The sequence below is a fragment of the Gordonia rubripertincta genome (assembly GCF_038024875.1).
Taxonomy (GTDB): Bacteria; Actinomycetota; Actinomycetes; order Mycobacteriales; family Mycobacteriaceae; genus Gordonia; species Gordonia rubripertincta.
Genome location: NZ_CP136136.1, coordinates 410,843 through 422,338, shown reverse-complemented (window position 1 = coordinate 422,338; position 11,496 = coordinate 410,843). Strand labels below are relative to the sequence as shown.

Annotated in this window: 10 protein-coding genes; 5 read left to right on the top strand and 5 right to left on the bottom strand. The window is 67.2% G+C overall.

Going from position 1 to position 11,496, the window contains the following annotated elements; genetic code table 11:
* The first annotated feature begins 6 nt into the window (after positions 1-6).
* Entirely contained in the window at positions 7-1,044 is a 1,038-nt protein-coding gene (locus RVF83_RS01765; RefSeq protein ID WP_005197731.1) for an LLM class F420-dependent oxidoreductase, read from the top strand.
* 84 nt (positions 1,045-1,128) lie between these two features.
* On the opposite strand, the gene RVF83_RS01760 is transcribed toward RVF83_RS01765, so the two are convergent.
* Positions 1,129-2,130 (bottom strand): TIGR03617 family F420-dependent LLM class oxidoreductase, encoded by a 1,002-nt coding sequence (locus RVF83_RS01760; protein ID WP_005197729.1) that lies wholly within the window; start codon positions 2,128-2,130, stop codon positions 1,129-1,131.
* A gap of 16 nt (positions 2,131-2,146) precedes the next feature.
* Complete coding sequence (locus tag RVF83_RS01755; protein ID WP_005197727.1) at positions 2,147-2,968, bottom strand: crotonase/enoyl-CoA hydratase family protein; 822 nt, start codon at positions 2,966-2,968, stop codon at positions 2,147-2,149.
* 62 nt (positions 2,969-3,030) lie between these two features.
* On the opposite strand from RVF83_RS01755, the gene RVF83_RS01750 reads away from it, so the two are divergent.
* The 4 genes from RVF83_RS01750 to RVF83_RS01735 all read left to right on the top strand — a co-directional run bounded on the left by RVF83_RS01750 (position 3,031) and on the right by RVF83_RS01735 (position 7,439).
* Positions 3,031-4,656, top strand: coding sequence for an acyl-CoA synthetase (locus RVF83_RS01750; RefSeq protein ID WP_005197726.1), 1,626 nt, complete (start codon positions 3,031-3,033; stop codon positions 4,654-4,656).
* 52 nt (positions 4,657-4,708) lie between these two features.
* A complete protein-coding gene (locus RVF83_RS01745) occupies positions 4,709-5,845 on the top strand; it encodes an NAD(P)H-dependent flavin oxidoreductase (RefSeq protein ID WP_005197724.1) in 1,137 nt (378 codons plus the stop codon).
* Between the two features lie 107 nt (positions 5,846-5,952).
* Positions 5,953-6,417: a hypothetical protein gene (locus tag RVF83_RS01740; RefSeq protein ID WP_005194716.1), complete on the top strand. Its 465-nt coding sequence runs from the start codon at positions 5,953-5,955 to the stop codon at positions 6,415-6,417.
* A gap of 32 nt (positions 6,418-6,449) precedes the next feature.
* A complete protein-coding gene (locus tag RVF83_RS01735; RefSeq protein WP_051989237.1) occupies positions 6,450-7,439 on the top strand; it encodes a DDE-type integrase/transposase/recombinase in 990 nt (329 codons plus the stop codon).
* A 47-nt stretch (positions 7,440-7,486) separates the two neighbouring features.
* Here RVF83_RS01735 and RVF83_RS01730 read toward each other — a convergent pair whose 3' ends face one another.
* From RVF83_RS01730 to RVF83_RS01720, 3 genes are read right to left on the bottom strand one after another with little or no spacing between them, the layout of a single operon-like run.
* Positions 7,487-9,016: an AMP-binding protein gene (locus RVF83_RS01730; RefSeq protein WP_005201566.1), complete on the bottom strand. Its 1,530-nt coding sequence runs from the start codon at positions 9,014-9,016 to the stop codon at positions 7,487-7,489.
* Positions 9,013-10,134: an acyl-CoA dehydrogenase family protein gene (locus RVF83_RS01725; protein ID WP_005201564.1), complete on the bottom strand. Its 1,122-nt coding sequence runs from the start codon at positions 10,132-10,134 to the stop codon at positions 9,013-9,015. Before RVF83_RS01725 ends, RVF83_RS01730 begins: the two co-directional genes overlap by 4 nt.
* 25 nt (positions 10,135-10,159) lie before the next feature.
* Positions 10,160-11,365 (bottom strand): acyl-CoA dehydrogenase family protein, encoded by a 1,206-nt coding sequence (locus RVF83_RS01720; RefSeq protein ID WP_005201562.1) that lies wholly within the window; start codon positions 11,363-11,365, stop codon positions 10,160-10,162.
* Positions 11,366-11,496: the final 131 nt, after the last annotated feature.

The window sequence follows — 11,496 nt, the reverse complement described above, 5'->3', positions numbered from 1 at the left end:
AGTGGAGTGAAGCTCGGTCTGCAACTCGGATATTGGGGTGCCGATCCGATCCCGAACGCGCCGGAGTTGATCGCGGTCGCGGAGGAATGCGGGTTCGACGCGGTGTTCACCGCGGAGTCCTGGGGATCGGACGCCTACACACCGCTGGCGTGGTGGGGCGCGGCGACGTCACGCATCCGGCTGGGTACCGCGGTGGCCCAGCTGTCGGCGCGTCCGCCGACGTCGCTGGCGATGCACGCGCTGACGCTGGATCACCTGTCGAACGGCCGGCACATCGTCGGACTCGGTGTCTCCGGGCCTCAGGTGGTGGAGGGCTGGTACGGCGAACCGTTCGAAAAACCACTTGCCCGCACCCGCGAATACGTCCAGGTGGTGCGTGACGTCCTCGCCCGCACCGACAAGGTGACCAACGCCGGGCCGCACTACCCGCTGCCCTATCCCGCAGACGCGCCCGGTGCCACCGGACTCGGCAAGCCGCTCAAGCCGATCACGCATCCGCTGCGCGCCGACCTCCCGATCTGGCTGGGCGCCGAAGGTCCGAAGAACGTCGCACAGACCGCCGAGATCGCCGACGGCTGGCTGGCCATCTTCTTCAGCCTCGGACTCGCCGATCAGTACAACTCCTGGCTCGACGAGGGCTTCGCCCGCCCGGGCGCCCGCCGCAGCCGTGAGGACTTCGAGGTCGCCGCCACCGTGCAGGTCGTCATCACCGACGACGTCGCGTCGGCGATCGAACGCTACCGGCCTTCGACCGCGCTGTACGTCGGCGGAATGGGCGCCAAGGAGAAGAACTTTCACGCCGAGCTGTACAAGCGGATGGGTTACGGCGAAGCGGTCGACGAGATCGTGAGTCTGTTCCTCAGCGGCAAGAAGGCCGAGGCGATGGCCGCGGTGCCCGACGAGATGGTCCGCGAGACGATGCTCGTCGGTACCGCCGACGAGGTCCGTGCACAGATCAAGGAGTGGGAGGCCGCGGGCGTCACCATGCTGATGGTCACCGCGCGCGACACCGACACCATCCGGGAGCTGGCGACGCTGGTGTAGTCGCGGAAGGATCGCTACTTGCACCACAGGAGCGCTGGTACGAGGTAGTGCTCCTGGAACGGAAGTAGCGATCCTGGGCGGCTGCTACTCGTCGAGGCCGTCCATGATCTCCGCGAGTGTCTCGTCGGCGAGCGGGAACGGTTGGTAGATGGCGACATCCGTGGCGATGTCGTGCGATCGTGCGCGGATCGTCGCAGCCACGTCGCGGGGGCTGCCGTGGGCGGCGATGAGTTCGAGGAGTTCGTCGTCGACGAGTCGGACCATCTCGGCCCAGCGGCCCTGCTTCGACAGCAGGTTGAGTTCGGTCTGCAGATCGCCGTAACCGTGCATCTCGAGCACCGGCCGGTAGGCGGGCGTCGAGCCGTAGAACGACAGCAGGCGCCGGGCCGCGTCGACCGAGGTCTCGAATTCCTCGTCGGTTCGACCGGTGGCCACGATGATCTCCGGTACCACCGTGAAGTCCTCACGACGACGCCCCGCTGCCGACAGTCCGGCATCGACACGCGGCAGGATCGACTCGCGGACGAAACGGTCGGTGGTGAACGGCATGACCAGCAGGCCGTCGGCGTGTTCGGCGACCGCGCGGGTCAGCCGCGGCCCGAGAGCGCCGACGAAGATCGGCGGTACCCCGTACGGATTCGGTCCCGGGTTGAACATCGGCGTCATGAGGCGGTGCCGGTAGAACTCGCCGTCGAAGTCCAGGCGGGTGCCGTTCTGCCAGCAGTCGAAGATCGCGCGTAGCGCGGAGACGAACTCGACCATCCGGTCGACCGGGCGCTCGAACGGCACCCCGAACCGCTTCTCGATCTGCGGGCGGATCTGGGTGCCGAGGCCGAGGGTGAACCGGCCGCCGCTGAGCAGCTGGAGATCGTTGGCCTGATGGGCGACCGTGATCGGGTTGCGCGGGAACGCGATCGCGACGTTGGTCATCAGCGCGACGTCGTCGACGCCGGCCGCGCCGAACAGTGGACTGAAGACGTCGTGCGGGCCGTCGAACGTGAACACCCCGTCGACTCCGACGTCCCGCAGTGCCCGGGTGCGTTCGGCCGCCTGCTGCGGACCGAAGAGTGCGGTGTGGATTCTCACCGGCGGTCGGTGGTCGTCACTCGCCGGTGAACTCCGGGGTGCGCTTCTCGGCGAACGCGCGGGGGCCGACCTTGGCGTCCTTCGACTTGAAGACCGCGACGCCGACCTTGGCGTCGAGCTCGAAGGCGTCGAGTTCGTGCAGACCCTCGGTGTCGCGGATGGTCTTGAGGATGCCCTGGACGGCGAGCGGGCCGTTGGCGGCGATCTTCTCGGCGAGCTCCAGCGCCTTGTCGAGGGCCTTGCCGTCCTCGACGACGTGCCCGATCAGGCCGTACTCGAGGGCTTCGCGTGCGGTGACGTGACGACCGGTCAGGAGGATGTCGCAGGCGACGGTGTAGGGAATCTGCCGGACGAGGCGAACCGCGCTGCCGCCCATCGGGTAGAGGCCCCAACGAGCCTCGGAGACACCGAACTTCGCGCTCTCACCGGCGATGCGGATGTCGGTGCCCTGCAGGATCTCCGTGCCGCCGGCGATGGCCGGGCCCTCGACCGCGGCGATGAGCGGCTTGGTCAGGCGCCGGCCCTTCAGCAGGGCGGGCAACGACGCGGGGTTCCAGGCGCCGGAGTCGACGGTGTCGCCGGGGGCGTTCTTGTTCATGCTCTTGAGGTCGGCGCCGGCGCAGAAGTATCCGCCTGCACCGGTGAGGATCGCGACCCGGATGTCGGGGTCGGAATCGACCTGGTCCCAGGCCTCGGTCATGATCCGCATCATCTCGGTGGAGAGCGCGTTACGCGCCTCCGGACGGTTCATCGTGACGATGAGAATGTGTCCGCGCTTCTCGACGAGGCACTCGGGAGCCTTGTCGGTGACGGACTCGGTGGGGGTGGCTGTGGTCATCGCTGTCTCCCGGTCATATTCCGCACTTGCCCAGAACGATAACACGTTCTAATTTTGGAGCCATGGCCTATACGATCGCCGATCTCATCGAGCATGCCGTCGACCTGGTTCCCGAGCGCGTCGCGCTGGAATCAGGCGACCGCAGCCGGACGTATGCGGAGCTCGAGGCGCGATCCAACGCGCTTGCCCACCAGCTCCGCGAGCTGGGGGTGCAGCCCGGCGACCGGGTGGGTTTGTACAGCAGAAACACCATCGAGTCGGTCGAGTCGATGATCGCGATCTTCAAGGCCCGCGCGGTCATGGTGAACGTGAACTACCGCTATGTCGAGGCCGAACTGGAGCACATCTTCACCGACTCCGGGATGAAGGTCCTGATCCATGAGCGCCGCTACTCGCCGCGCGTGTGCAACACGTTACCGAAATCGCCCACGATCGAATCCCGCATCGCCATCGAGGACGGGACGTCGGAAGACCTGTGCTGCGAGGGTCACGGCGAAGCCATCCGCTACGAGGACGCCATCGCCGAGTCGTCGTCGGAACGCGACTTCGAGGAGCGGTCGAACGACGACCTGTACATGCTCTACACCGGCGGAACCACCGGGAAACCGAAGGGCGTCGTCTGGCGACAGGAGGACGTGTGGCGCGTCCTCGGCGGCGGAATCGACTGGTACACCAGCGAACCCATCCCCGACGAGTGGCACCTCGCGAAGACCGGGGCAGAGGGTGGCCAGCTCGTGCGGTACCCGATCCCGCCGTTCATCCACGGCGGCTCGCAGTGGGCGATCTTCCAGTCGCTGTTCGCCGGCGGAAAAGCCGTGGTGTACCCCGAATTCAGCGGGTCGTCGGCCTGGGAGATCGTCGAACGCCACAAGGTCAACGTCGTGTTCATCACCGGAGATGCCATGGGGCGTCCCATGGTCGAGGCCCTCGGGCAGGGCAAGGAGTACGACCTGTCGAGTGTCGTCTCGATCGCCTCGTCGGCCTGCCTGTTCTCACCGAGCGTGAAAGAGCAGTTCCTGGAACGATTCCCGAACGCGGTGATCGTCGACGCGATCGGCTCGTCGGAAACCGGCTTCGGCGGTCTGGGCATCGTCGCGAAGGGCACGCCGCACACCGGTGGCCCGCGTGTGAACGCCGACAGCGAGACCCACGTCCTCCGCGAGGACGGCACGCCGGTGGAACCGGGCAGCGGCGAGGTCGGGGTGTTGGCGCGGTCCGGCCATGTCCCGCTGCGCTATCACAACGATCCGGAGAAGTCGGCGAAGACGTTCAAGGTCTTCCACGGTGTGCGTTACTCGCTGCCGGGTGACCACGCGGTGCTCGAGGCCGACGGCAGCATCACGATGCTCGGCCGCGGTTCGGTGTCGATCAACACCGGTGGCGAGAAGGTCTTCCCGGAGGAGGTCGAGGGCGCGCTCAAGGCGCATCCGGACGTCTTCGACACCGTGGTGGTCGGTGTGGCCGACGACCGCTGGGGTCAGCGGGTGGCCGCGGTGATCGCCGCGCGCGACGGGGCCCGCCCCACCCTGGAGAGTCTCAACGACGTCGTCCGCAAGGAACTGGCCGGCTACAAGTGCCCGCGCAGTGTCTGGTTCGTCGACGAGATCAAGCGTTCACCCGCAGGTAAACCCGACTATCGCTGGGGCGCGTCGGTCACCGCCGAACGACCCGCCGACGAAGCGCTGTAGCGCCGAAAATCTGACAGAGACGCTGTAGGGCGCCGGAAACGAGAAGAAGCAGATGCGTACAGAACTCGCCGACAAGTTCGGCATCGAGTACCCGATCTTCGGGTTCACCCCGAGTCAGGACGTCGCGGCGGCGATCAGCCGCGCGGGCGGCCTGGGCGTACTCGGTTGCGTGCGGTTCAACGAGGCCGAGGAACTCGACGAGGTCCTCGAATGGATGCACGAGAACACCGACGGCAAGCCGTTCGGCGTCGACATCGTGATGCCCGCCAAGATCCCCACCGAGGGTTCGAAGGTCGACCTGGACTCGATGATCCCGCCGGAGCACCGGGCGTTCGTGGAGCGCACTCTCGACGACCTCGGCGTCCCGCCGCTGCCCGGCGAGGAACGCGTCAATGCGGGCGTGCTGGGCTGGCTGCACTCGGTGGCCCGCTCGCACGTCGACGTGGCGATGGAGCACCGTCGTAAGTACGGGCAGATCAAGCTGATCGCGAACGCCCTCGGTTCGCCGCCGTCGGACGTCATCCAGACCGCGCACGACAACGGCGTGCTGGTTGCGGCTCTTGCGGGCGCGAAAGACCATGCGCTGCACCATGTCGAGGCCGGTGTCGACATCGTCATCGCCCAGGGTTACGAGGGTGGCGGCCACACCGGCGAGGTCACCTCGATGATCCTGTGGCCCGAACTCGTCGACGCGGTCGGGGACACCGCGCCGGTGCTCGCGGCCGGCGGCGTCGGCAGCGGTCGCCAGATCGCCGCCGCGATCGCGCTCGGTGCGCAGGGCGTGTGGATGGGGACGTACTGGCTGACCGCCGCCGAGTACAAGCTCGGTGTACCCGAGGGCTCGGACAAGCCGTCGACCGTGCAGCAGGCGCTGCTCAAGGCGACTTCGAGGGACACGGTGCGTCGTCGTATCTACTCGGGAAAGCCTGCGCGCCTACTGAAGACGGCCTGGACCGACGCGTGGGACGCCGAAAACGCTCCCGATCCGCTGCCGATGCCGCTGCAGAACCTGCTCGTCGCCGAGGCGCACGCCCGCATCTCCGCGGCCGACAACCCCGACGTCGTCGCCATGCCGGCCGGCCAGATCGTCGGACGCTGCAACGCGATCACCCCGGTCGCCGACCTCATCGCCGACCTCGTCAGCGAGTACGAGGAGGCCGTCGGCCGGATGAACAAGACGCTTCGCTGACCCACCCGCAGGCCCACCCCTTTTTCCGTAAACCCGCCCCGTCGATGCGCATCCTGTCAGGCTGTTCGTGAGACACCTGGCGGGGTGTGCGGGGGACGGAATGAGTGATGACGATCAGTGTCGAGGTAGGCCGAACTCCGCGAGGGCAGCGGTCCTATCCGTTGGGTTTCAAGGTCGAGTTCCTGCAGTTGTGGGACGCGGCGACGGTCGAACGCGGTGGCCGTGCGCGGCTGCTCCGGGAGCATGGTCTGTGCCGGGCGACGGTGCGGGGCTGGCTGCAGGCTCGTGGTCGGGGAGACTTTGAGGCGTCGATGGTGTCGGCGGCCCAGAAGTCGAAAGGATCACGGGTGGATGCTCAGGAACGAGCCGAGTTAGCGCGGTTACGCGCGGAGAATCAACGGCTACGTAAAAAGGTTGAACAGGCCGAAGCCATTCAAGAGATCATGGGAAAAGCTATCGAGCTCATGGACGGGATCACCGCGAGCTCGACCGACGAGGAGGAACAGATCCCGCCGGCGTTGATGAGCGCCGAACAGTATCAGCAGTGGTTGCAGCGCAAAGGACTGTCCTAGTCGAGACGGTCATCGCGCTGGCAGTTGCAGGCATGACGATCGCAGCGGCATGTGCGTGGGCGGGACTACCGCGAGCAACGTTCTATCGCCTCTCCCGCCGCTATCAGCACTACACACCGGTGGCTGATCCGATCGGGCAACGTGAGCGTTGGCAGCCGGGGGCCTTGACCGCCGATGAGCGTGCCCAGGTATGCGCGGTGCTCGAAGACGAGCAGTACGCCGATCTATCGGTGTGCCAAACCTATTGGCGGGCTTTCGATGCCGGTCGGGTGCCGTGTTCGCAGAGCACGTTCTATCGGATTGCCAAAGCCGAACGGATGACCGGTGATCGCCGTCGCGGACGACACAGTGGTGGCCAGTGTTCACGCAAGGTGCCGAAGGTGGTGGCCACCGCTGCTGGGCAGTTGTGGTCGTGGGATGTCACCGAACTCAAAGGACCATCACGGCAGCGCTACAAGCTGTATCTGGTGATCGATGTGTTCTCCCGCTACCCAGTGGCCTGGCGCGTCGAGCACGTCGAGGACACCAGGATGGCGGTGGACATGTTCGCTGCCGCGTTCGTCCGCCACGGCGCCCCGCAGGTGCTCCACGCCGACAACGGAGCGATCATGCGGTCGCGCGATCTGCTCGACGAGCTACCCGCCGACACCGAAGCCTCGTTCTCCCGGCCCCGGGTCAGTGATGACAATCCGTTCTCCGAATCGTTGTTCAAAACCATCAAGTACGACCTGTCCTGCCCCGACCGGTTCGACGACATCGAGCACGCTCGTACCTGGACAGCGCGATACCTCGCCGACTACGCCGAGAAGCATCGCCACAGCGGGTTGGCCTGGCACACCCCGGCATCGGTGTTTGACGGCACCGCCGCTCACCAGCGGCAGCACCGCCAAACACTGCTCGACCGCCGATACCTGGCCCACCCGCAACGCTTCCGGCGCCCTCCCCGGGCCCCGGACATCCCGGCCATCGTCGGGATCAACCACAGAAGAACAACCAAACAACCCCTGTCTCAGACAGGTTGAGAAATTCCGGATGCCGGGTGGGTCTACGGAAAAGGGGTGGGTTTGTGTCAGGGGCGGTAGGCGCGGCCTTCGCGCCGCCAGGTCGGCGGTTCCGGATTCGCCGCGAGCAGGCGCTTCACCGTCTTGAACGTCGCGGTCTCGGGAAGCGAGTCGACGATCCGCACGCGGTGCGGCCACTGCTTTGGGCCGAGATCGTCCTGCGCGGAGAGGAACTCGGTGAACTCACCGGAATCGAGGTCGCCGTCCACGACGACCACCGCCTCGATCTCGTCGCCGATCTCCACCGGTATCCCGTGCACCGCGACCTGCCGGATCTGCAGATGCCGCAGCAGGATTCGTTCGATGGGACCGGTACCGAGGTTCTCGCCGTCGACGCGCAGCCAGTCGCCGAGGCGGCCCGCGAAATGCAGATAGCCGTCGTCGTCCACCCAGGCGAGATCGCCGGTGTGGTAGATGCCGTCGCGAATGCGTTCGGCGGTCGCGTCCGGGTCGTTGTAATAACCGGCGAACAGTCCCGGACCGGAAGAGTTCACGATCTCGCCGATCACACCGGTCGGCACGGGTTCTCCGGTCTCGATGTCGACGACGGCCGTCGGTTCACGTAGGGGACCCAGCGCGTCGTGCGGGGTGTCCGGCGTGCGCGTGATGGCGACACCGCCTTCGGTGGAACCGAATCCGTCGACGACTCGGCAACCGAACCGCTCGGCGAAGCGCTGCCGGTCCACCGCCGACGCCTCGTTGCCGTACATGATCCGCAACGAACTCGACGCGTCGTCGGGATGCGGGTCGGTGGCGAGGATGTAGTTGAGCGGCTTGCCGACGTAGTTCGCATAGGTCACGCCGTAGCGATGGAGATCGGCGACGAAGCCGCGGGCAGAGAAGCTGCGGCGCAATGCGATCGACGCTCCACCCGCAACGGCGACACTCCAGCCGGCGATCATCGCGTTCGAGTGGAACATCGGCATCGACAGATAGACGACGTCGTCGGCGCCGATCTCGAAACGTTCGGCGAGCATCGGGCCGCTGACCGCGAAGGTGCGATGGGTGCAGCGCACCGCCTTCGGGTCGCCGGTGGTGCCCGAGGTGAAGATCAGCATCAGCAGGTCGTCGGGAGTCGGCTCGACAAGCTCTGCGGCGGACGCCGAATCGATCGCCGACGACCACTCCGGACCATCGATGTCGACGACCCGGACGTCACCGAGGTCGACGCCGGCGAGGAGCTCGCGGGTGTCGTCGCCGTACAGCACGATCTGGCAGTCGGCGCGTGCGACATCGGCGGCGAGCGCGGCACCTCGTCGGGTCGTGTTCAACCCGACGAGGACGAAGCCGTGGCGCGCCGCGGCCGCGAACAGCGCGGCGAATTCTGCTGTATTGGTGAGCAGTACACCGACGTGCGGGGGGCGGTCGGGTGACAACCAGTCGCGAAGGACGCCGGCGCGGACCGCGGCGTCGTGCAGGTGCCGCGCCCAGGGTGTGAAGGACTCCTCGAAGTACACACCACGATCAGCCACGTCGGACAGGTCGGCCAACAGGCCGGCGACCGTCGACCGCTGGGTCACGGCTCCCGGAACGCTCACGCCGGGGTGGCGGCCAACTCGGTGCCGATGGCGCGCACCGACGCGGTCGCCGAACCGTAGGCGAACTCGTTGTGCTTGGCGCGCAGGAAGTACCGGTGGACCGGGTGGCTGGTGTCGAGTCCGACTCCGCCGTGGACGTGCACCGTCGTGTGTGCGACCCGATGGCCGGCCTCGGCGGCCCAGAACTTGGCGGTGGCGATCGCGTTGTGGATCTCACCGGCATTGTCCGAGTTGGCCAGCAACCAGGCCGCCTGCGTGGTGGTCAGGGCGAGACCCTGAGCGTCGATGTACCCGTCGGCCAGACGTTGGGCGACGGCCTGGAACGATCCGATCGCTCGTCCGAACTGCTCACGCTCACGGGCGTATTCGGCAGTCAGCTCCAGTGCGCGCTCGACGACGCCCGTCTGCTCGGCGCTGCACGCCAGCGTGGCCCGGATCCGCAGCGCGTCGGCAACGTCCGTATCCGCCAGCACGGCGTCGGAATCGACCGGCACGTCGTCGAATTCGACCTGTGCGGTCGGGATGAGTCCGGTCGCCGGGGTGGCGGTGATCCGGATGCCGTCCGCGGTGGTGGGCACCGCCACCACGACAATGCCGTCGGGCCCGGTTGCGTTGACCAGCAACAGATCGGCGGCCTCGGCGTAGGGCACGTTCACCTTGACGCCGGACAGTCGCGAACCGTCGGACGAGAGCGCGGTGGTGGGGGAGTCGGCCGGGGAGCCCAGATCCTCCTCGATGGCCACCGACACTACGAGACCACCCGAGGCGGCGGAGGCCAGCACCCGGTCACGGAGACCGGGCGAGCCGTACGCGGCGATCACGGGCAGCGCGGCCAGCGCGTGCGGGCCGAACGGCACGCGTGCGAGCACGCGGCCGAGTTCGGTTGCGACGAGGGCGTTCTCGATGACGCTGAGGTCGCCGCCGGCATCGCCGACGGCCTCCGACGACAGTTCGAGCCCCAGCAGCCCGGCGGTGCGGAGTTGCTGCCACAGCTCCGAGTCGATCGGTGCGCGGCCGGCTTCGAGGTCGGCGACGCGTTCGTGCGTGCTGACGGAGGTGGCGATGTCGCGGGCCAGGCCGCGGACGTCGTCACCGGATTCGGGAAGGGAGAAGTCCATGGTGGAGAGCCTTTTCGGGGTGGGGTCAGCGACGCTGGTGCGGCAGGCCGAGGGCGAGCATGGCGATGATGTCGCGCTGGATCTCGTTGGTGCCGCCACCGAAGGTGAGGATCAGCGAGGTGCGCTGGAAGCGTTCGAGGCGACCGTTGATGTGTGCGCCGGGGCTGCCGGTACGCAGCGTCGCGGCCGGGCCGACGACCTCCATCAGCAGGCGGTAGGCCTCGGTCGCGAACTCGGTACCGTACACCTTGGTCGCCGAGGCGTCGGCCGGCGACGGTGCGCCGCCGGAGCTGGCCGCCGAGGCGATCTTCCAGTTGATGAGCTTGAGGAACTCGACCTTCGCATGCACCCGGGCCAGGTTCTGCTGCACCCACGGGGCGTCGATGACGCGCTGGCCGTCGCCGGTCTTGGTCTGCTGCGCCCAGGCGATCGTTTCGCGCAGGGCGGTCTGGATCGGTGCCGCGCTGCACAGGGCTACCCGCTCGTTGTTGAGCTGGTTGGTGACCAGGGGCCAGCCGCCGCCGACCTCGCCGACCACCGACGACGCCGGCACGCGCACGTCCTGGTAGTAGGTGGCGCTGGTGTCGACCCCGGACATCGTGTGCACCGGTGTGTAGCTGAAGCCCTCGGCGGTGGTCGGCACGATGAGCACCGAGATGCCCTTGTGCTTCTTGCCGCCTTCTTGCAGCGTCGACGGATCGGTGCGGCAGGCGAGCCAGATGTAGTCGGCGTACGGGACCAGGCTGGTCCACATCTTCTGGCCGTTGATCACGTAGTCGTCGCCGTCGAGGACCGCGGTGGTGCGTAGTGCGGCGAGGTCGGTGCCGGCGCCCGGCTCGGAGTAGCCGATGGAGAAGTGCAACTTGCCCGCCGCGATGCGCGGCAGGAAGAAGGCCTTCTGTTCCTCCGTGCCGTAGTGCATGATCGTCGGCGCCACGGAGTTGATGGTGAGGAACGGGACGGGGGCACCCGCGATAGCGGCCTCGTCGGTGAAGATCAGCTGATCCATCATCGAACGGTTCTGGCCGCCGAATTCGGTGGGCCAGCCGAGCGCGAGCCAGCCGTCGGCGCCCATCTGCTCGACGACGTCGCGGTAGGCGTCGCCCTCACCGAGTTCGCCTCCGTCGCCGCCGGACAGGGCTGCCCGGCGGTCCTCGGTCATCAGGTTCGAGAAGTATGCGCGGAGCTCCCGCCGGAGCTCGGACTGTTGATCGGTATAGGCGATTCGCATCGAAACTCCATGGGTCTGTGGCTAGCGTCCCGACCCCGCTTGTGGTCAAGTTATGGGGGTAAGGCTCGTCTAGTTTCTGAAACACGTTCTAACCTGTTCTGGCAGCCCCGTCAACAGGCGACGAGCCGGTG